The following is a 20,333-nucleotide window of genomic DNA, read 5'->3' on the forward strand; positions in this document are numbered from 1 at the left end:
GGGGCCTGTAGCTCGCCCTTGCATGAAATTAAACCTCGCCACCAAGCTTTTTGCTGGTTTTCTGGCCATTCTGATTTTGTTTGCGGCCGTAGTGGCCGTTAACTATCAGCTTTCCCGCAAGGTGCTGCGCAATCTGGAGCGCGTAGAACAGTCCCAGCGCATTACCTCCGATGCCACCTCGCTGGTGCGCAACATTGTGGATATGGAATCCGGGTTCTACGGCTTTATGCTGGTGGGCAATGAAACCATTCTTACCCCCTACTACCAGAGTGAGCGGAAGCTGATTGACCGGTTCTCCCGCATGAAGGAGCTCCTGGACCCCGCCGGCCCACAGTATGCCCGCATTCAGCGGGCCGAGCGCCTCTATAACCAATGGTCGGACTATTCGCACCTGCTGATCAGCGAGAAGCGGGCCATTCTGCGCAAAACGCCCGCCCAGACCGGCCTCACCCAGGTGGAGCACCGCGGGCTGATGGAGGATCTTTCGGGCAAGAAAATCACCGATGAAATCCGGACCCTGTTCCGCGGCTTTGAGCTGACCGAGGATGAAGCCCGCGTGGAGCTACGCGAGAAGCTGGCCGAAAGCGTGAACCAGACGCGCCTGCTTTCCATTGTTATTACTCTGCTGGCCTTTATTCTGGGCTTGCTCTGGGCCACGTACATCACCCGCCTCATTGCCCGGCGCATTTCCTCCATGGTGTCCCTGGCCACGCGCATTGCCGGCGGCGACTATACCACCCGCATTATGGACTCGGAGCGGGATGAAATGAGCGAGCTGGCTTCCTCGCTCAACGTCATGTCCAATACCATCAACACCACCGTAACCCAGCTGGAAGGCCGCAACCTGGAGCTGGACCAGTTTGCCTACGTGGTTTCCCATGACCTGAAAGCGCCCCTGCGGGGTATTGAAAGCGCCACCCGCTGGATAGAAGAAGACATGGGCCAGGCGCTGCCCGCCCACATTCAGGAGTTCCTGCTGCTGATGCGCACCCGGGTGCACCGCATGGAAAACCTCATTAGCGGTATTCTGGAGCTGGCCCGCGTGGGCCGCACGCCCCAGGCCGAGGAGCGCGTGAACGTGCGCGAGCTGCTGACCGAAACCATGGATATGCTCAGCCCTCCGGAAGGCTTTCAGCTGAAGCTGCCGGCCTACCTTCCTACTATTACTACTTCCCGGGTAGAGCTGCAGCAGGTGTTTGCCAATCTTATCAGCAACGCATTTAAGTACCACCACCAGCCGGAGCAGGGCACCGTGAGCATCCGCTTCAGCGAGGACCGTCAGTTTTATACCTTCACGGTGAAAGACAACGGCCCGGGCATTGCGGCAGCCTACCATGAGCGGATATTCATCATCTTCCAGACCCTGACGGAGCGCGACACGCTGGAGAGCACCGGCGTGGGCCTGGCCATTGTGAAAAAGCTGGTGGAGCGGCAGGGCGGCACCATTCGGATAGAATCGGAAGAAGGGAAAGGAGCGGCCTTTACGTTTACCTGGCCCAAGCCGCACGCCCCGGTGCCGGAACCGGCCACCGGCCTGGCTTCAGCCATTCTTTCCCGCTAGCCGTATAGTCGTCAACATCTGTTTCCCAACCCGCCTTATGGCGCTTTTTTTTGCTATGTCAATATTTGCCTCAGAGCCCAGTATTCTGCTTGTTGAAGACGACCAAATGGATATCATGAATGTGCAGCGTGAACTGCGCAAACATGCCGTAGAGGTTCCGCTGCACATAGCTCGTAATGGCCGCGAAGCACTGAATCAGCTGCGGGGCGAAAACGGGCAGGAGAAAATTGCCAAGCCCAGCGTGGTAATGCTGGACATTAACATGCCGAAGCTGAATGGTTTGGAGCTGCTGGAAATTCTGCGCTCCGACCCCGAGTTTGTAGGCCTGAATGTGTTCATTATGACCACCTCCGACCTGGAAACCGACCGCCTCAAAGCCCGCGACCTGGCCGTAAGCGGCTACATTATTAAGCCCCTCAACTTTGATAAGTTTGGCGAAGGCGGCTCTACCGTTGATGGCTTCAGCCTATTTCTGGACCTGCTTCAGCTAAAAGAAAAAAGATAGCCACTGCTGGGCTCGATATATGAATGCAGATCGGCCAGCCACTAAACGCTGGCTCTGCTACAGCAGCCGGAAACCCATGCGGTGGTGCTCCGTGGGCCCATATTCCCGAATGGCCGCCCGGTGTTTTGGCGTAGGATAGCCCGCGTTCTGCTCCCAGCCATACTGCGGATATTGCTCCGCCAGCTGCTGCATCCGCTCATCGCGGAAGGTTTTGGCCAGCACCGAGGCCGCGGCAATGCTCTGAAAGGTGGCATCGCCGCCAATATGCAGGCTGTGCTCTATGCCAGCGTAAGGCCGAAACCGGTTGCCATCTACCAGCAGATGCACGGGCGTAACGGCCAACTGGGCCACGGCACGGTGCATGGCCAGGTAGCTGGCATTGGCAATATTGATACTCGCAATTTCTTCCGGGGAGGCTTCCGCTACGGCCCAGGCCACGGCGTGTTGGCATATTTCGGCGCGGGCGTGCTCCCGGCGCCGGGCCGTCATTTGCTTGGAGTCGTTGAGATAAGCGCAGCTGAAATCAGGCGGCAGAATTACGGCGGCGGCAAATACCGGCCCGGCCAGGCAGCCCCGGCCGGCTTCATCGAGGCCGGCTTCCAGGGGCTGGAGGGTAAAAGAAGGAAGAAGCATACAGCTGCAAAACTACGCAGACCAACGTACTGTGAGCCGCCTAGAAAGCCCAAAGGCCTTCCCTACGGACTATACTGCCGCGGGGAAAGCCTTTTTGGTTACGAATTACAGACAAGGGCTTGTCGGCCAGCGCGCTATTTATGGTCGCCGGCGTTGCTTCCAATTACGGGCGGCTCAGTTTCGCCCCGCCGGAAGCCTTGGCTGTCGCGGGGGCCTTCGTCAATGTTATCTTCCTCTTCTGTGGTGAGGTACACATTGGTAACGGGACCAAGGCCGCCGGTTTTTTCCGCCAGCTCGGCTTCGGCCTGTGCATGTTTTAGATTGAAAAGTGGGTCGCCGGGTTTTGGTGTGTCCGGCTTTTTAGACTGATTGGCCATAGATGCAAAAAAAGCGGCCGGAATGTGGACGGCCAGCCATTCCCTTGGTACGGCAACGCAAACCGGGAGGTTAACTTACTGTTGGGCTTGGCGGGCTGGGTCATCGGGTACAAATCAGCCTAAAAAACCGCCTGTCAAATCCCTAGGGCGGAAAAACGCCTGATCTTCGGCCATAATTATGTTAAGCCTTGGGCCGGAGATAGGGCGTGCCCCAATCCTGCCGTACCTTTGCAGGGTTGGCACTATCCGTATCCACTATGCATTCTTCCTCCTCCCCTGCTCCCGACGAAACACACAACCCCTGGCAGGTGCTGTCTTCTGAAGTAGTCTACCAGAACCCCTGGATCCGGGTGCGCGAAGACCAGGTGATTAACCCCGGCGGCAGCCCCAGCATTTATGGCGTGGTATCCATGAAGAACAAAGCACTGGGAATAGTACCGGTTGATGCCGAGGGCAACACCTGGCTGGTGGGCCAGTTCCGCTACCCCCTGAATGAGTACAGTTGGGAAATTCCGATGGGCGGCGGCCCGGTGGAAGAAGATATTCTGCTCTCCGCCCAACGGGAGCTACAGGAAGAAACCGGTTTCACGGCCGCCCGCTGGACGTGCATTGCCCGCCTGCACACCTCCAACTCCGTTACCGATGAGGAAGGCTTCGTGTACCTGGCCGAAGACCTCACGCCCGGCGCCGTGGCCCCCGAGGAAACCGAAGTACTTCACCTGTGGAAGCTCCCGCTGGCCGAAGCCGTGGAAATGGTGATGAATGACCGGATTACCGATGCTATCAGTGTGGCCGGCCTGCTGAAAGCCGAACGATATTTACAAAGCCGGGCGTAGCAGCCGGCAACTATTTCCGGGCCGGAAGTGGTTTAGGTTCCGCCGACATGTTTAGGTTATCACTTCGTTTTCTTAGCGTATGCGTCATCTACTGCGTGTTTTAGCTCATCGGCTCTACACTACCTGGAGTACTTTCTGGTTTGTACTGCCGTTTGTGGTTACGTATCCCGTAATGTGGGTGCTGGGAAAGCGCCCGGCCTGGTACCCCCACCTGCATAGCTTTAACCGGGGGTGGTCTATCTTCTCCCTGCGTATGTGGGGCATGCCGGTGCAGGTAGTGCGCGAAAAACCGCTGCCCGCTTCGCAGCCCTGCGTGTACGTGGCCAACCACAGCTCTTACATTGATATTCCGGTGCTGTTTAAGGCCATTCCGGGCTACCTGAACATTATGGGCAAAAGCACCCTGGCCAAGGTACCTCTGTGGGGCCCGCTGTTTGGGCGGGTATACATTACCGTAAACCGGGAAAGTGCCGTCAGCCGGGCACGCTCCATTATAGAGGCCCGCAAAAGCCTGGAAGCGGGCCGCTCGGTAGTTATTTTCCCGGAGGGCACCATCTCCAAAAAACCCGGCGAGGAAATGGGGCCTTTTAAAAACGGCGCCTTTCAGCTGGCCATTGCGGCCGGGGTGCCCATTGTGCCGGTTTCCATGCCGCTAAACCACCGCTTCCTGCCCGATTTGGATGGCAAGCTGCGGGTGCGTTACTCGCCGCTGCGCATTACCCTGCACACGCCCATTCCCACCACCGGCCTTACCGCGGCCGATGCCCCTGCCCTGGCCCAACAGGCTTATCAGGCTATTGCCAGCGGCTTTTTGCCCGAGGCCGCCGGTATTCCGGCGCCTTCTCACTTTCGCCTGCCCAAGCCGGCGGCCGCCGCTGCAGCTCCGCAGCCAGAAGCCATTGAGCCCGATGCGGAGTTAAGTCTGCACAAATCGTAATTTTGCCTCTCCCTAACGCCTTTCTGTTGTGAGCACCGACCTTGCTACCCTCCGCCAAATAGCCCACCTCTCCCGCCTGGAGCTTACGCCCGATAAAGAGCAGCAGATGCTGGGCGACCTGAACAAAATTCTGGATTGGGTAGACCAGCTCCGCCAGCTTGACACCACTTCCGTTGAGCCACTCATTCATTTGTCGCACGAGATAAACGTGCTGCGGCCCGATGAAGCGGTAAACAGCGTATCGCACGCGGAGGGTTTGCGCAACGCGCCCCGTAAAGATTCCGATTACTTCCGCGTACCGAAAGTACTCGAGTAATTGGTGCCTAAGCCTGTTCTTCCCCCCTCGACTAAGCCCGCCGCCCTGTGGCAGCGGGCCACGCTGTGGCCTTTGTTGTTACTGGTGGCGGCCGTGGCCGTAGCCGCCCTCTGGCAATATGCCACCGGCACCGATGCCACCATTCCGCTGGTCACCGTTCCGCAACTCACAGACGTGCCCACCACCGTGGCGCAGGTGCCAGTGGGCCTGCATACGCTGCCGGTACGTGCCAATGGCTACCTACTGACCGAAACGTACAACACCATCGGCCCCATTATTCGGCCTTGGCTGGCACTGGGTTGGGTAGTGGTGTTGGGGGTTTGCCTTACCTACTGGGTGGCGGTGGTAAGTACCTTGGCCCGCCCAGCCTTTATAGGCGGCATGGCCCTGATTATTTTCCTGATGATGTCGCTCAACGCCGATTTGCTGGGCGTCTTCAACAGTCAGGAGCAGTATTTTCTGATGCTGAGTCTGGCCCTGTTGGGCGGCACCGCTTATGCGCTGCACGCTTTCTGGCCGGGGGTTTCGCTGGGCCGCCGGCTGCTGCTTTTTGGGTTGCTGATTGGCGGACTTGGGCTTCTGCTCTTTTTGGGCAGCCCCGTGCCCGCCGCCCAAACGGCTTTACATCTGGCCAGCTATGGTACCCTGGCGGGTACTGCGGCCCTGGCTATGCTGGTGCTGTGGGTCAGCATCGAAAATATCAGGGGCCTGCTTTGGTTGAACACCCAGGCCGAAAACCCCGGCAGCCGCTTTGGTCTACTGCCTTTTCTCCTGACCAGTGCTTTGTACCTGGGCTTGTTGGCGCTGTACTTTTTCTCCGATGGGGCAGTAGAAATCGTGCCCGGGCTGCGCCTGGAGCCATTTATCTTTCTGCTCACGGCCATTGCTATCGGTGGTTTAGGTCTGCGCCAACGGGCGGCAAGCTACGGTGGTACGGTAGCCTTCTGGCCCGGCGCCGCGCACCTCTACGGCACGTTGGCAGCCTTAGCCCTGGCGTCATTAGGCTATGCTTTTGGCACCGCTAACGACCCGCTCCTTACCGCCACCCGCGACTTTACGGTGCTGACTTTCCTGCTGTTGGGTGCAGTTTTTCTGTTGTATATTCTGCTGAATTTTGCGCCGCTTATCCGGCAGCGGCTGCGCGTATACCGGGTGGTGTTTGAGCCCCGCCGCTTTCCGTTGTACGCCGCCTTTGTTATTGGACTGGGCGCCTTAGCTGGCGTGCTAATTCGGAATAACCTGTTTTTGTATAACCAGGCCCAGGCCGGCTACTACAATAACTTGGGCGACCTCACCCGCTACCAGAGCGAGCTGCAGCCTACGGCCGATGCCCTGGCTTTGCTGGCCGAGCGCTACTACGCCGAGAGTGACGCGCTGGACCGCTTCAATCATAAAGCCAGCCTGGGCCGCGCCGCCCTGTATCATGCCCGCGGACAGCGTCAGAATGAGATAAATGCCTTACGCCGGGCCCTGATTCGGGCTGCCTCCGAGAAGATTTCCCTGCGGCTGGCGGCGCTATTTGACCAGCCCAAGGATTTCTTTGACCGCCAGCGTATTCTGCAGGAGGCCCTGCATAGTACGCCCGGCAGCGCCCGCCTCTCCAATGACCTGGCCCAGCTGTACACCCGCTCCGCCCTTACCGATTCGGTTACCTTTTACCAGCAGCGCGCAGCCCAACTGGACGGCAACAATGCCGTGGTAAAGAGCAACCAACTGGCTTTCCAGATCAAACAGCAGCAATGGTCCGCGGCCGAAGCGCTTACCCGCCAGTCCAAAGCTCCTGCTTCAGATACCTGGCAAAGCAACGCGCTGCTCCTGGCGGCCCTACGCAACCCGCAAATGGCCACGCTGCCGGGAGCACCTACGGATACAGTGCTCACCTTACCGGCTTTCACCCGCCTGTATCACGAAGGCCTGCTGCGCGCCACCCGCCGCGACACCACTCTGCTGCCGACGTTGGCTAACCTGCTACAATACTCCGGCAACGACGCATACGTGGAGCAGCTTACTTTCCTCCGCGCCCTGACGCAGTATTACGGGGGCCATTTGGTGGCTGCCCAAAACACGCTGCTGCCGCTTACCACCGCCCAGAGCCCCAGCGCCGCCTATTATCAGCATTTGCTGGGTTTATGGCTGCTGGAGCAGGGAGCTGCTTCCACTGCCGCCAGCTATTTGGCGCAGGCGCAACAGCTGGGCCAGCCGGATGCCGCGCTGGCCCGGGCGTATGCCCTGGCGCTAGCCGGGCAGCCGGATTCTGCCCGCCGGGCGGCCGCGGTTGCCGTAGCCACTGCCGACAAGCCCATGGCGGCGCAGGCCCTTCAGCTCCTGCCTGTATTGCGGGCTTCTTATGCGGATATTGTAGCTCCTTCTGCCCCGGATTCTGCTAAAGTCATGTATCTGACGCTGCTTGGTTCCGGGCTTACCCCGGCGCAGCGCGGCGCGCTCTTTGAGTCAATTAGTATTGCCGGGCTGCGGCCAGCCGGTGCTTTTGCGCAGGCGCAGGCCGCTTTGCGGGCCCGGCAGCCTACCGAGGTAGCAGCCCTGCTGAAAGCCTATGCCCCGGCCACAGGAGCGCGCACGGCGGCGGCCTCCCGCTGGAATGTGCTGCGCGGGCGCTATGCCTTGCTTTCTGGCCAAACCGAAGTGCTGCGGCAGCTTTTGCCCCGGGCGTACTTTGCTGTGCCGGAACAGGCCTACCAGCTGTATTTCCGGGCTGCTACGGCTGCCTCTCCGGCGCAGGCCAGCCGTTTGTACCAACAGTTGATGCAGCGGGCGCCTTATTTGGAAGAGGCCACGCTGGCGGCCGCTCAGCATTTTGCGGAGCAGCAGCAACCGCAACAGACATATAACGTGCTGCTGCGCGGGCTGGAGTATAACCCGGAGTCAATACCGGTGTTAAAAGCCTATATTTTGGCCGCGTTAGAGTCCGGCCTGCCGGACTATACCACCGGGCCGCTGGCCAAGCTGAAGGCATTGCTTTCACCCGCAGAATATATTACCTTTCATACACAGTATAACCATCGGCGGGGTGCACCCACACCTGCCCCTGCCCCCTGGCGCTAGCCCCTTTGCGTATGTTGACTCCAGTTATCGAAACGCACGACATATCGAAGGTGTACCAGATGGGCACCGAACGTATTCATGCCCTTCGCTCCGTTACTATTACCATTCAGCGCGGCGAATACGTGGCCTTTATGGGCCCGTCCGGCTCGGGTAAGTCTACCCTTATGAATATTATTGGCTGCCTGGATACTCCTACCGGCGGCCAATACATTCTCAATGGCAAAGATGTCAGCCACATGAGTGACAACCAGCTGGCGGAGGTGCGCAATAAGGAAATTGGGTTTGTCTTTCAAACCTTCAACCTGCTGCCCCGCGCCACGGCGCTGGATAATGTAGCGCTACCGCTGATCTACGCGGGCTACAGCAAATCAGAACGGCAGGAGAAGGCCATGGAAACGCTGCGCAGCGTAGGCTTGGAAAGCCGCGCCAAGCACCGCCCCAACGAGCTTTCCGGCGGTCAGCGCCAACGCGTGGCCATTGCCCGGGCGCTGGTAAACAGCCCCAGCATTATTCTGGCCGATGAACCCACCGGCAACCTCGACAGCAAGACCAGCTACGAAATTATGGAGCTGTTTGAGGCGCTGTACGTGAAGGGCAATACCATTATTATGGTAACCCACGAAGAGGACATTGCCCACTACGCCCACCGCGTGGTGCGCATGCGCGACGGCCTGGTAGAAAGCGACCAGCCCAACCTCAACGTGACTTCCCATCATCATTTATCAGCTCAATAGTTAGTTGACTGATTTACTGGCGGTAGCATTTTTCTTCTTCTATTGCTGCAACCAGAAGAATAGAGGCCTGTTATTAGGCACCGACCTTTTCTCCTTGCATGAAAATATATACCAAGACCGGCGACCAGGGCCTTACTTCTTTGATCGGTGGTACCCGGGTGCCGAAATCCAGTCTGCGTATTGAGTGCTACGGCACAGTAGATGAGCTAAACTCTTATATAGGGCTGGTGCGCGACCAGGAAGTGAATGCCGCCCGCCGCGACCTGCTAAAAGAAATTCAGGACCGCCTGTTCACCATCGGCTCCTCCCTGGCCTCCGACCCGGAAAAATCCCGGATGAAAATTCCGGACCTGCGCGCCGAAGATATTGCCCTGCTGGAGCAGGAAATGGACCGTATGAATGAGGCCCTGCCGGAGCTGCGGGCCTTTATTCTGCCCGGCGGCCATCAGGCGGTTTCCTTTGCCCACGTGGCCAGATGCGTATGCCGCCGGGCCGAGCGCCTGGTAGTAGCCCTGGGCGAAGACGCTTTCGTGGCCGACCTGGTGGCTATTTACCTCAACCGCCTTTCCGATTTTCTATTTGTGCTCAGCCGGGCTATGGCCCAGGAGCTGCACGCTGAAGAAGTTACCTGGAAACCCCGCCTGTAACTTATTTCGTTAGAAGACCTATTCCCCACCCACCCGTATTTACCACCATTTGTATGCTTGACACCCTCACCATCCGGACGCAGCGCACCTCTGCCTCGCGTCTGCCGGAGCTGGACCTCGACCACCTGGAATTCGGCAAAGTATTCTCCGACCATATGTTTGTGGTTGATTTCCGCAATGGGGAGTGGCAGGAGCCGCAAATTGTGCCTTACGGCGACATGAGCGTTAGCCCCGCCAACTCGGCGCTGCACTACGGGCAGTCCATTTTTGAGGGTATGAAAGCCTACAAAAACGAGCAGGGTGACATAGCTCTGTTCCGCCCTACCGACAACCTGCACCGGCTGAACGCTTCGGCGGAGCGCATGTGCATGCCTACTCTGCCCGAGGAGCTGTTTATGCAGGGCCTCACGCAGCTGATTCGCCTTGATGCCGGCTGGGTACCTAATGTAGCGGGCATGTCGCTCTACATCCGGCCCTTTATGTTTGCCACCGATGGCATGCTGGGGGTGCGCCCCTCCGATACGTACCGCTTCATGATTATTACCTGCCCGGTAGCCGCTTTCTATAATAAGCCGTTACGGGTTCGTTTTGAGGAGAAATATGTACGCTCCGCGGAAGGTGGGGCGGGCTTCGCCAAAAATGCCGGCAACTACGGTGCTGCCATGTACCCCACTAAGCTGGCGCAGCAGGAAGGCTACAACCAGCTTATCTGGACGGATGCCTCCGAACACCGCTATGTGGAAGAATCGGGTACCATGAACGCCATGTTTGTCATTGATGGCCGCCTTATCACGCCCGCGCTCAGCAGCTCTATTCTGGATGGCATCACGCGCCGCAGCGTGCTGCAGCTGGCCCACGACTGGGATATGCCGGTAGAAGAACGTAAAGTATCGGCCCGCGAAATTCTGGAGGCCCAAGCTAATGGTACGCTGGAGGAAGCGTTTGGGGTAGGCACCGCCGCTACCATTGCACCCATCAGCGTTATTGGTCAGCATGGGCAGGATTACACCTTGCCCGCTACCTCGGAGGCGTCGTTCTCTAGGCGGGTGGCTGCTGAGCTGGATGCAATCCGCACCGGCGCTGCCCCTGACGTACACGGCTGGATGGTGCAGGTATAAATAGCCAGTTTCCTTCTTTTAGCTTAAAGCTTAAACGCCCGCCATTGGCTTTTGCCGGTTGCGGGCGTTGTGGTTTACTACCTTTGCCCCACACATTACTCACTTTACTCCATGACCAACGACCAGGTGAAGGAATTGAAGGGCCGCGCTGAGGCCCTGAGGAGGTACCTTTGACTACGATGCCCGCAAAGAGCAGGTAGCTGAAATCGAAAAGCTCACCACCGCTCCCAACTTCTGGGACGACTCTAAAAAAGCCGAAGCCACCCTGAAAGAGCTGAAATCCATTAAAGTATGGACCGATGACTTTGAGGCCGTAACCAAAGCCGTGGACGATGTAGAGGTGCTCTACGAATTCCACCGGGAAGGCGACGTTTCGGAAGAAGAGATGCAGCGCGAGTTTAAAACGGCGGAAAAGGCCGTGGAGGAACTGGAATTTAAGCGCATGCTCTCTGATGAAGAAGACCAGCTCTCGGCCATCATTGAAATAAACCCCGGCGCCGGTGGCACCGAAAGCCAGGACTGGGCCGAGATGCTGATGCGCATGTACATTATGTGGGGCGAGAAGCACGGCTTCACGGTGCGGCAGGTAAGCTACCAGCCCGGCGAAGGTGCCGGCATTAAGTCTGCCTCCCTGGAGATAGATGGCGAATTTGCCTACGGCTATCTGAAAAGCGAAATTGGCGTGCACCGTCTGGTACGCATGTCCCCCTTTGATAGCAGCGGCCGGCGCCATACCTCCTTTGCCTCCGTGTTTGCTTACCCCGTGGTAGACGACACCATTAACATTGAGGTGAACCCGGGGGATATAACCTGGGATACGTACCGGGCAGGAGGCGCGGGTGGCCAGAACGTGAACAAGGTAGAAACGGCCGTGCGCCTTACCCATGCTCCTTCCGGCATCATCATAGCCGTGCAGATTGAGCGCAGCCAGCTGATGAACAAGGAGCATGCAATACGCATGCTGAAATCCCGCCTCTACCAGATTGAGATAGACAAGCGCAACGCCGAGCGTGACAAGGTGGAAGCGGGCAAAAAGCGTATTGACTTCGGCTCCCAGATCCGCAACTACGTGCTGCACCCCTACAAGCTCATTAAAGACCTCCGCACCGGCATAGAGCGCACCGATGTGCAAGCCGTGCTGGATGGGGACCTGGATGAGTTTATCAAAGGGTTTCTGATGCAGAGTTAGGGTGTAGCCCGGCAGCCAAAAAACGCATCATATGGCTGCAGGAAGATGCCGACTCATTTTGCCAGTTAATGTTTTGTACTAAGGTCGTCATGCTGAGCGGAGCCGCACCAAAGGTTAGCGAAGCAACTCGCACCTGCTACACCTGTCATCCTGAGCCTGCGAAGGACCTTCCTCCCCTTTATGATGAAGTCCTTTCATGTTCAACCCCCTTTGCCGTTTTTGTGGTGCAGGGCTTTGTACATTGAAAGAACTTTTGTGGTGGTAATGAGGTAGGTCCTTCGCAGGCTCAGGATGACAGGGAAAGTATGCACGTGCTTTGGCTGCTCGGCATGACGGGCCTTTTATTATTCAATCGATAAACGCCCCTGCGTTTACGCTTCCGGGCTTTACTCGTACCGGCAGCGCAGTTACTATACTCTTTGTTTGATACTGCCACCCACTTCAAAACAATAAAAAAGGGCTGCCCGATTGGGCAGCCCTTTCTGTTTCCATCTACTGGAAAGGACTAGTCCTTAACGTCCCAGAAGAGTTTAGTGTATTGCGTAACACCGGTTGGCAGGTTTGCCGCGTTGGTGTTGGTTTCAGCCAGCGGGTAGAACAGACGGTTCGGAACCGGGCCTGCAGCCTGCAGTGAAACCTTAAACTTGGGCAGACCCGTGCGACGGAAATCATCCCACGCTTCGGTGCTGGCCACAATGTTCTCAGCAATGTACTTCTGCGTCAGAATAACTTCCAGTTCTTTACCTCCAGCCTTATCATAGTTGACCAACGGATTGGCCAGGTTAGCAGCAATGTACTGGTTGTACTCCGGAATGCCTGGGGTAGCATCAGTAGCAGAAGCTACTGTAGCTGGGGCAGTAGTAGCCGGACGGAACGTGTGCATGAACGAAGCTTTGATACCATTGTCAAAGTCAACCTTAGCGGCTGCTTCGCCACCGGAGAGCAAGCCACGGTGTTCAGCTTCCGCCTTCGAGAACAAGTGCTCAGCCAGCAGCATCAGTACCGTAGGAGCGTTAGCACCACGCAGGAAAGTACCACCAATCAGGAAGCGGCCAGGGATGGTTGGGTTGGCGGCAGCAAACGTAGGAATGTTTGCAGCGCCCAGATCAGCCCCAACGTAAGCAGGTTTGTCATCACGCTTGGTCTTCACATACAGCTGCGTAATGCGGGGGTCATTGTTATCCACGTACTGCGAAACGATGTATTCGGTAGGAACTACAAAGCTGTACTCCGAAGTAGTACGCACCGCGCCAGCCGCAAAACCGTAGCGGTTGTAGAAAGGATTCTGCTGACCAGTGTTGCCGGCATAACCAGGCTGTACCTGAACATCCCGATCAATAAAGCCATCATGCTCAGCTTCTAGCAGAGCCATTTCTGCCTTCACATCTACAGCCTCAGACTCGCGCAGCAGGATACGCAGACGCAGGCTGTTGGCAAACTGCTTCCAGCGGGTCATGTTGCCTTTGAAAACAACGTCTTCAGGAAGTGTAATAACAGTAGTTTCCCCTTCAGTAGCTGCATCAATGTCGCCGATAACGGCTTTCAGCTGAACGATGAAATCCTTGTAGATATCTTCCTGCTTGTCGTACGAAGGCGTAATGTCAGCAATACCTTTCAGCGCGTTGGTGTACGGAATGTCGCCGTACTGATCTACCAACAGGAGGAAGTTATATACCTTCATGATTTTGGCAATAGCTGCTTGCTTTGGATACGCAGCAGCCTGCTGTTCAATCAGGTTATAATCATTCAGATTGTCGTAGGTAGCATTGAAGAGGTTTTGATAATACGTATTCGTATAGTTATACGTACGCTCTTCCGAAAAACCGCTGACAGTACCTGACTTCGCCAGTTGCCCTACTGCAAAGCTGGAGTAGCTGTTGTAATTGGTAGCAGCACCATGGTAGTTGGCAGCCGTAACCGTCAGGGCATTAGCCAGCAGTGCATCGGCGTTTACCGAGGTAGCCTGGTTAGGGTTATCATTAATGTCGAGAAACGACTCGCACCCAGTTGCAGCCGTCACCAGGGACGCTGCAAGCAGGACTCTAAAAATTACTTTCATGAGTAGATCAGATTAGAGGGTTACGTTAAGAGTAGCCCCATAGAATTTGGTGGGGGGAGTTTGCAGGAAGGTGTTAATACCAATTGCATTGCTGCCAACAGCGGTGCCGCTGAACTCGGGGTCGGTGTAGATATTCTCCTTGGGAACCCAGGTAAAGATATTACGACCGAACAGGTTCACGGAAGCACCTTTCACCAGACCAACTTTAGATACCAGCGAAGTTGGCAGAGCATAGCTCAGCGATACTTCACGAATCTTGAAGAATTTACCCGAGGTAACATAGTTCTCGGCTACAGAACGGTTCCAGGCGGGCGTATTAGCCCAGAACTCGGAGCCACCTGGGGTCAGGCCTTCGGTGTTAGCTACATAAGTAACGTTGCCGTTGGCATCTTCCTGAGGAATAGCAGAGTTAGGATACACGAAGTCTTTACGGCCGTACTGGGCGCTGCGCTGGCCACCACCGGTGAAGTCCAGGTCTTCGCCAATGGCGTTGTAAACTACATAGCCCGTGCGGAGTTCAGCCTGGCCAGCCAGCGTCAGACCTTTGAAGGAAAGGCTGGAGTTGAAGCCGTAGCGGTTCTTAGGCTGCGTGTTACCGAAGATTTTGTTATCGGAAGCCTTCAGCGGGAAGTAACGGGTTTCGCCGGAGTAAGGATCTTCGGTTACGCCCATTTTCACGCGGCCATCATCGGTGCGCTGGTAGTAAGAGCCCTGCAGAACGGGGAACGGCTGACCGGGAATTGCATACAGACCTGCGTTGCCGCTGGTGCTGTTGCTACCGCCCAACAGCAGCTGAGAAACGCCTTCTGGCAGCGAAACTACCTTGTTCTGGTTGTAGTTGTAGTTACCACCCACCGTGAAGGTCAGACCATTTTCGGTCTTGATGGGGGTGATGTTCAGGTCAACTTCAACGCCTTCGTTCTGTACTTCACCAGCATTCAGCAACAAAGACTGGTAGCCGGAAGCACCCGAAATACCCGTTGCAACGGTTTGGTTGGTGCTCTTCTGCTTATAGTAGGTTACGGCACTCGACAGGCGACGCTGCAGGAAGCTCAGTTCCAGACCGGTTTCAATAGAGCGGGTATCCTCAGGCTTCAGGCCGGGCTGAACCAGACCACCGTTGGCAGTGAAGGAAGGCAACGAGCCGAAGGGGAAGCCACCACCGAGACCGTAAGTAGACTGCAGGGCATAGGCACCACCGTTGTTATAAACACCGGTACCGGTTGCACCACCCAGGTTAACCTGGCTCACTTTCGAGATACCAGCGCGAACCTTACCATAGTCCAGCCAGGAAACATCCTTCAGGCTTGGAATGGCATTGGTGAAGACGAACGAGGCGTCTACTGCAGGGTAGAAGAAGCTACGGTTGTCTGGGTCCAGGATAGAGATGTTATCGTTACGACCGGAGCCGTGCAGATAAATGAAATCTTTATAGCCCAGGGTCAGGTCGCCGTAGAAGGCATACAGGCGAGTGCGGGCACGGCCATCAAAACCGTCGAGGTTACCTACGCGGTTAGCCAGGTTGAAGCCATCACCCTCTACTGGTACGGCCAGTGCGGTAGATGCTACGTAGTTGAAGCGGCTGTCCAGCTGCTGAATATTGTTACCAACAATGGCCTGCACGCTGTAGTCGCCGTAGGTTTTATCCAGGCTCAGGAACAGATCAGAGTTGAGGCGCGTCAGGCTGCTGGTCAGGTCCTGCACGTAGCCAGGGTAGCTGGCAATCTGCTTGGGCGAACCATTGGCAAGCGTGAACTTGTTCTGGGTCGTCAGGTTAGCCTGGCCGATGCTGGTAGTACCGATACGGTAGTTAGCCTTCAGACCATCCATGATTTTGTAGGTCAGGTTTACATCGCCCTGGATGGTGTTACGACGGTCCTTGGTGCGGTTGGCATCCAGGATGAAGTAAGGGTTGTAGTAATAAGCATTGTAGTAACCGTAGTTCGGCTCCGAATACTTATCGTTCTTGTAGTCTTTGTACGAGGTCAGGGGAGCCAGTACTGACGTGTTGAACACGTTCCAGTAGATGGAGGTAGACTGGCCCAGGTTAGACGAAACATCGGCAACTGACTGCGAGTACGAAGCGTTGAAACCAACGTTCAAGCGACCAATTTCGCGCGAGGCGTTGAAGCGGAAGCTGTTACGGTCGAACTTATCCTTGGGGATAATGCCGTTGTTTTTCAAGTTCTGGAAAGAGGTGAAGAACTTGGTCTTCTCGTCGCCACCGGAGAACGAAACGCCGTTCTGCATCTGGTAGCCCGTGTTGAAGAAGTTCTTACGCTCGTTTGGACGAGCTTCGTAAGTGATAACCTGAGCGCTGCCATCAGCCAGAGCCTGGCCGAAAGGCACCAAACGGCCATCGAAACGGGGGCCGTACTGCTGGTTTTCGAAGCCCTGATACTGGTGCTCGTAGCCTTCATCGATACCATCGGCTGGGTTAGCTGGATCGAACTCTTTGAAAGCCTCAAAGCCTGAGTTGGTGAACCAGTCAGGCGAGCCAGGACCGAATTCGGTCTGGAACTTAGGCAGGAACGAAATAGACTCGAACTGGGAAGTGTGCGAGAAAGTAACCTGCGAGGTGGTGCTGCCTTTCTTGGTGGTGATGATCAAGGCACCGTTAGACGCCTGCGAACCGTAGAGAGCAGCGGCGTTAGCACCTTTCAGTACGTCGATAGAAGCTACGTCATCGGGGTTCAGCGCACCCAGAACGTCGTTGGTGGAGATAACACCATCAATTACGATCAGGGCTTCGTTGTTACCCGTCAAAGAGCGGCTGCCACGCAGCGTTACGCGGGGGGTAGGGTTCACACCGTTGTTCAGGGTCGAAATCTGTAGACCCGATACTTTACCTACCAGACCGTTGGTTACGTTGGTAACACGAGCCTGGGTCAGTTCTTTGGTGTCAAGCGTAGCTGTAGCATAACCTACCTGCTGCTGCTGGCGCTGAATACCCAGAGCACCGGTAACAACTACTTCACCAAGGGTTTTGGTGTCGGAGGCCAGGCTGATGTCAATGCTGGAAGCATTACCGATAGCCCGCTCAACTGAGGTGTAACCGATAGAAGAGAAGGTAAGCGTGGTAGCCGAGGCTGGTACGCTCAGGTTGAAAGTTCCGTCCGAATTCGTCGAAGCGCCAATTGTTGTACCCTTTACAAGTACAGTGACACCAGGCAATCCTTGACCATTAGCCCGGTCGGTTACCCGACCTGAAATGGCCCTATCCTGCGCGTAGGCCTGCTGCAACAGGCTTACCATCAACAGAATGGACATGAATAATAATTTTTTCATGTGCTTTTGATTTGGTGAGTGAAAAAGTGAATGGTGAGTAAAAGGTGAAAAAGTGTGATGGAAGTAGGGTTACATTTGGCAAGTATAGATGTAAAAAAGGCATAATCCAACTGATATAAGTTGGGTTACATCTGAAAAAAACGTGTTTTGACCTCTGTTTTGCTTAGGCTTATTATATCTGTCTGCCATATCATAAGCATCTCCCCTGCTGTATCTTCCCAATCAGCTCGTTAGAAATATACCGCTATTTTTTTGAAGAACTGTATAACCATTTATTGAAAACTATAAATTATGGCCAAGATTAATGCGAAGCCTTCTTGAGTGAAAGATATAGTAAAACATTGTCTTATTATATCTTACATAGTAGGTGGTTATATCAGGATATTCAATCACCTGGCTACATAAAAGCCGTTTCTCTATAATAAGAGGGTGTCTGGCAGTAGTGAAAATAGTGTTTTTCGTTTAGCTGGTGAATTAGCACTGGTAAGATCATACACGTTACAAGTCTGATGCGAAGCTTCTGGAAATTCCATACGCATCCAGCATATTACGCTATATATTAAAAGATTAGAAACCAGTACTCTTACATTTTTCGGCTGGTTTTTCTACTTTACCTATAATAAGTCTAGGCCCCTAACTAAAATAGGGGCCTAGACTTATTTACTTAGTGCATAACAGAAGGCCACAAGGTAGTCTTCTGTTATGCACTAAGATATGAGGCTATATGTCCGTGATACGCAATACCACGTCCTCATCCATAGCCACCGGGCGTAGCAGCCATACTATAATCCGGCGCGCTACCTGCTCAGGGTGCTGCAGATTCCCTTCTGTATGATGCGCCGTATAAGTGGCTGCCTGGCTGAACTGGGCTTCATCGGCCGTTCTGATCTGTTCCTGCATGCTGGTATCAACCAGGCCGGGTGCCAGGCTCCTGATGCGCAGGTCCCGGCCACGCTGTTGCTGCTCTTGCTGTGCGGTACGGGAAAACATGTCCAGTGCGGCTTTGGAGGCACAATAAGCCGCCCAGCCATCTACAGGGCGTTTAGCAGCACCGGAGCTAATATTGAGAATGGTCTGCGGAATGGGCAGTTCGGCGTAGCGGTTGATAAAGGTGTTCATGAGCATGGCAGGCGCCACCACATTCACATCAAACACAAACTCAAAATGCTCATTGGGCACTTCGCCCACGTAGCCTATTTCGCCCAGCACGGCGGCGTTATTAATCAGGGTGATGCTACTGGCCTGGCCGCACTCCGGAAACACTTTGTGGAGGTTGTTCTGCACGGCCAGCATATCGGAGAGGTCAAGCGGCTGGTGGTGGTAGCGGTCATGCTCCAGGGTAGCGTGGCGCGACACCCCAATGACCACGGTATCGGGTTGCTGCAGCACGGCTTCGGCCAGGGCTTTGCCCAGGCCACGGCTGGGTCCGGTAATAATATAGTAGTGCATAGAAGAGCAGGATCTGGTGGTGAAGTGGGATGGGAACAGCAAAAAGTACGAGGGAAAAAGAAAAGAGGCAGCCAAGGCTGCCTCTTTTTATGTTCTATCTTCTTATCCGGCTCACAGAATGTACTGGGAAAGGTCCCGGTTGCGCACCATGCTCTGCAGGCGCTCTTCCACCAGCTCGCGGGTAATCAGGATGTGCGCGTTGGGGCCGATGCGGTCCGGCACGTCAAACAGGATTTCGTTCAGCAGCCGGCTCATCACGGTGTGCAGCCGGCGTGCGCCAATGTTTTCTACTTCCTCGTTCACCTCAAAGGCAATTTCGGCCAAGCGTTCCAGCGCGGCGTCATCAAACGACAGTTCCACTTCTTCGGCTTTTAGCAGAGCCTCATACTGTTTGGTGAGCGCATTTTTGGGGTCCTTCAGAATGCGGTAGAAGTCGTTTTTAGTGAGGCTCTGCAGCTCCACGCGGATGGGGAAACGGCCCTGCAGCTCCGGAATCAGGTCAGAGGGCTTGGCTACGTGAAACGCGCCGGCCGCAATAAACAGGATATGGTCGGTGTTGATGACGCCATATTTCGTGCTCACGGCCGAGCCTTCCACAATGGGCAGCAGGTCGCGCTGCACGCCTTCCCGGCTTATATCGGGGCCACCTGCGCCGCCTTTGCTGCTGCGGCTGGCTACTTTGTCTATTTCATCAATGAAGATAATGCCGGCGTTTTCGGCCTGCCGAATGGCTTCATCCTTCACCTCATCCATATCAATGAGCTTAGCGGCTTCTTCGTCCAGCAGAATCTTGCGCGCCTCGGCAATGGTGACTTTGCGCTTGCGGGTTTTTTTGGGCAGCATGCTGCCCAGCATATCCTGCAAGCCAGCCATTGAAGCATCGTCCAGCCCGCCGGGGCCGCCCACTACTCCGAGGCCGGGCGTAGAATTCTGCTGCACTTTAATGTCGATTTTGCGGTCATCCAGCTCGCCGGAACGAATTTTCTCGCGGAACCGCTCCCTGGTGCGCTCATTCAGCTCGTAGTCGGATTCGGGTATGGTGCTGGCCTCGCTGCTGCCGGCGTAGCCCACCGCCGGGCGGGTAGCCGGCGTGCCGCTGATGGGCGGGATCAAAGCATCCAGAATCAAATCTTCCACGGCCTGCGCGGCCTGCGCCTTCACTTCCTCCTTGCGTCGCTGCTTCACCATGTTCACCGACTGCTCTACCAGGTCGCGCACCATGCTTTCCACGTCGCGGCCCACGTAGCCTACTTCCGTGAATTTGGAAGCTTCTACTTTGGTGAAGGGCGCATCGGCAATGCTGGCCAGGCGACGCGCAATTTCGGTTTTACCCACGCCCGTGGAGCCAATCATCAGAATGTTATTGGGCACTATCTCACGCTGCATGTCCAGGGGCGCGTGCAGCCGACGCCAGCGGTTGCGCAGGGCAATGGCCACGTGCCGCTTGGCCTCGTGCTGCCCGATGATGTACTTATCCAGCTCGGCCACAATTTGCGTGGGCGTCAGAAACGTAGTGGAATTCAGCATAACCGTAGAAAAATGAAAAGCAGGCCTGGAAGGCGGCCTGTAGTAAACAGTAGGATAGCAATGGCGGCCAAAAGGTTGTCTGGCCCCTAAACCA

At 55.7% G+C, this 20,333-nt stretch carries 16 protein-coding genes; 10 read left to right on the forward strand and 6 right to left on the reverse strand.

Annotated elements, in window-relative coordinates; all coding sequences use genetic code 11:
• Positions 1 to 22 precede the first annotated feature (22 nt).
• Both PK28_RS14015 and PK28_RS14020 read left to right on the forward strand, forming a co-directional pair.
• Complete coding sequence (locus PK28_RS14015; protein WP_044514846.1) at positions 23 to 1,561, forward strand: sensor histidine kinase; 1,539 nt, start codon at positions 23 to 25, stop codon at positions 1,559 to 1,561.
• 55 nt (positions 1,562 to 1,616) lie between these two features.
• The gene (locus PK28_RS14020; RefSeq protein WP_044517195.1) at positions 1,617 to 2,066 is read left to right on the forward strand and encodes a response regulator; all 450 of its coding nucleotides are present in this window, start codon (positions 1,617 to 1,619) and stop codon (positions 2,064 to 2,066) included.
• A gap of 57 nt (positions 2,067 to 2,123) precedes the next feature.
• Here the strand turns inward: PK28_RS14020 and rnhB are convergent, their stop codons facing one another.
• Together rnhB and PK28_RS14030 are read right to left on the reverse strand one after the other, a co-directional pair.
• Complete coding sequence (gene rnhB, locus PK28_RS14025) at positions 2,124 to 2,699, reverse strand: ribonuclease HII (RefSeq protein WP_044514848.1); 576 nt, start codon at positions 2,697 to 2,699, stop codon at positions 2,124 to 2,126.
• Between the two features lie 134 nt (positions 2,700 to 2,833).
• The gene (locus PK28_RS14030) at positions 2,834 to 3,076 is read right to left on the reverse strand and encodes a hypothetical protein (RefSeq protein ID WP_044514851.1); all 243 of its coding nucleotides are present in this window, start codon (positions 3,074 to 3,076) and stop codon (positions 2,834 to 2,836) included.
• A gap of 257 nt (positions 3,077 to 3,333) precedes the next feature.
• On the opposite strand from PK28_RS14030, the gene PK28_RS14035 reads away from it, so the two are divergent.
• The 8 genes from PK28_RS14035 (at position 3,334) to prfB (ending at position 11,916) form a co-directional block, all read left to right on the forward strand.
• A complete protein-coding gene (locus PK28_RS14035; protein WP_044514852.1) occupies positions 3,334 to 3,912 on the forward strand; it encodes an NUDIX domain-containing protein in 579 nt (192 codons plus the stop codon).
• A 79-nt stretch (positions 3,913 to 3,991) separates the two neighbouring features.
• Positions 3,992 to 4,849 carry a lysophospholipid acyltransferase family protein gene (locus PK28_RS14040; protein ID WP_082017121.1) on the forward strand — a complete coding sequence of 286 codons (858 nt, stop codon included), beginning with the start codon at positions 3,992 to 3,994 and terminating at the stop codon, positions 4,847 to 4,849.
• A gap of 28 nt (positions 4,850 to 4,877) precedes the next feature.
• The gene (gene gatC / locus PK28_RS14045; protein ID WP_044514854.1) at positions 4,878 to 5,165 is read left to right on the forward strand and encodes an Asp-tRNA(Asn)/Glu-tRNA(Gln) amidotransferase subunit GatC; all 288 of its coding nucleotides are present in this window, start codon (positions 4,878 to 4,880) and stop codon (positions 5,163 to 5,165) included.
• Between the two features lie 3 nt (positions 5,166 to 5,168).
• Complete coding sequence (locus PK28_RS14050) at positions 5,169 to 8,228, forward strand: tetratricopeptide repeat protein (protein ID WP_156126397.1); 3,060 nt, start codon at positions 5,169 to 5,171, stop codon at positions 8,226 to 8,228.
• Positions 8,229 to 8,239: 11 nt separating this feature from the next.
• A complete protein-coding gene (locus PK28_RS14055; RefSeq protein ID WP_044514857.1) occupies positions 8,240 to 8,962 on the forward strand; it encodes an ABC transporter ATP-binding protein in 723 nt (240 codons plus the stop codon).
• Between the two features lie 98 nt (positions 8,963 to 9,060).
• On the forward strand, positions 9,061 to 9,609 hold the full coding sequence (locus tag PK28_RS14060) for a cob(I)yrinic acid a,c-diamide adenosyltransferase (RefSeq protein WP_044514859.1): 549 nt from the start codon (positions 9,061 to 9,063) through the stop codon (positions 9,607 to 9,609).
• Positions 9,610 to 9,662: 53 nt separating this feature from the next.
• Positions 9,663 to 10,727 (forward strand): branched-chain amino acid aminotransferase, encoded by a 1,065-nt coding sequence (locus PK28_RS14065; RefSeq protein WP_044514861.1) that lies wholly within the window; start codon positions 9,663 to 9,665, stop codon positions 10,725 to 10,727.
• A 111-nt stretch (positions 10,728 to 10,838) separates the two neighbouring features.
• Positions 10,839 to 11,916, forward strand: a protein-coding gene (prfB, locus tag PK28_RS14070; RefSeq protein ID WP_156126398.1) for a peptide chain release factor 2 whose coding sequence is annotated in 2 segments (ribosomal slippage) — positions 10,839 to 10,898 and positions 10,900 to 11,916 — 1,077 coding nt in all. Because the reading frame shifts where the segments join, the coding sequence is not laid out codon by codon here.
• Positions 11,917 to 12,421: 505 nt separating this feature from the next.
• Here prfB and PK28_RS14075 read toward each other — a convergent pair.
• From PK28_RS14075 to hslU, 4 genes are all read right to left on the reverse strand, one after another.
• Positions 12,422 to 13,975 (reverse strand): SusD/RagB family nutrient-binding outer membrane lipoprotein, encoded by a 1,554-nt coding sequence (locus tag PK28_RS14075; RefSeq protein ID WP_044514865.1) that lies wholly within the window; start codon positions 13,973 to 13,975, stop codon positions 12,422 to 12,424.
• Between the two features lie 12 nt (positions 13,976 to 13,987).
• Positions 13,988 to 17,263, reverse strand: a complete 3,276-nt coding sequence (locus PK28_RS14080; protein WP_044514866.1) for a SusC/RagA family TonB-linked outer membrane protein — start codon at positions 17,261 to 17,263, stop codon at positions 13,988 to 13,990.
• A gap of 720 nt (positions 17,264 to 17,983) precedes the next feature.
• A complete protein-coding gene (locus PK28_RS14085) occupies positions 17,984 to 18,712 on the reverse strand; it encodes an SDR family NAD(P)-dependent oxidoreductase (protein ID WP_044514868.1) in 729 nt (242 codons plus the stop codon).
• Positions 18,713 to 18,823: 111 nt separating this feature from the next.
• Entirely contained in the window at positions 18,824 to 20,239 is a 1,416-nt protein-coding gene (hslU, locus tag PK28_RS14090) for an ATP-dependent protease ATPase subunit HslU (protein ID WP_044514869.1), read from the reverse strand.
• Positions 20,240 to 20,333 lie beyond the last annotated feature (94 nt).

It is taken from the genome of Hymenobacter sp. DG25B (assembly GCF_000801315.1).
Classification (GTDB): Bacteria; Bacteroidota; Bacteroidia; order Cytophagales; family Hymenobacteraceae; genus Hymenobacter.

What these genes read in the sequence shown, in the direction of transcription:
- PK28_RS14015 (WP_044514846.1), top strand. Translation starts at nt 23, where the DNA reads ATGAAATTAAACCTCGCCACCAAGCTTTTTGCTGGTTTTCTGGCCATT.
- PK28_RS14020 (WP_044517195.1), top strand. Translation starts at nt 1,617, where the DNA reads ATGTCAATATTTGCCTCAGAGCCCAGTATTCTGCTTGTTGAAGACGAC.
- rnhB (WP_044514848.1), bottom strand. Translation starts at nt 2,699, where the DNA reads ATGCTTCTTCCTTCTTTTACCCTCCAGCCCCTGGAAGCCGGCCTCGAT.
- PK28_RS14030 (WP_044514851.1), bottom strand. Translation starts at nt 3,076, where the DNA reads ATGGCCAATCAGTCTAAAAAGCCGGACACACCAAAACCCGGCGACCCA.
- PK28_RS14035 (WP_044514852.1), top strand. Translation starts at nt 3,334, where the DNA reads ATGCATTCTTCCTCCTCCCCTGCTCCCGACGAAACACACAACCCCTGG.
- PK28_RS14040 (WP_082017121.1), top strand. Translation starts at nt 3,992, where the DNA reads ATGCGTCATCTACTGCGTGTTTTAGCTCATCGGCTCTACACTACCTGG.
- PK28_RS14055 (WP_044514857.1), top strand. Translation starts at nt 8,240, where the DNA reads ATGTTGACTCCAGTTATCGAAACGCACGACATATCGAAGGTGTACCAG.
- PK28_RS14060 (WP_044514859.1), top strand. Translation starts at nt 9,061, where the DNA reads ATGAAAATATATACCAAGACCGGCGACCAGGGCCTTACTTCTTTGATC.
- PK28_RS14065 (WP_044514861.1), top strand. Translation starts at nt 9,663, where the DNA reads ATGCTTGACACCCTCACCATCCGGACGCAGCGCACCTCTGCCTCGCGT.
- PK28_RS14075 (WP_044514865.1), bottom strand. Translation starts at nt 13,975, where the DNA reads ATGAAAGTAATTTTTAGAGTCCTGCTTGCAGCGTCCCTGGTGACGGCT.
- PK28_RS14080 (WP_044514866.1), bottom strand. Translation starts at nt 17,263, where the DNA reads ATGAAAAAATTATTATTCATGTCCATTCTGTTGATGGTAAGCCTGTTG.
- PK28_RS14085 (WP_044514868.1), bottom strand. Translation starts at nt 18,712, where the DNA reads ATGCACTACTATATTATTACCGGACCCAGCCGTGGCCTGGGCAAAGCC.
- hslU (WP_044514869.1), bottom strand. Translation starts at nt 20,239, where the DNA reads ATGCTGAATTCCACTACGTTTCTGACGCCCACGCAAATTGTGGCCGAG.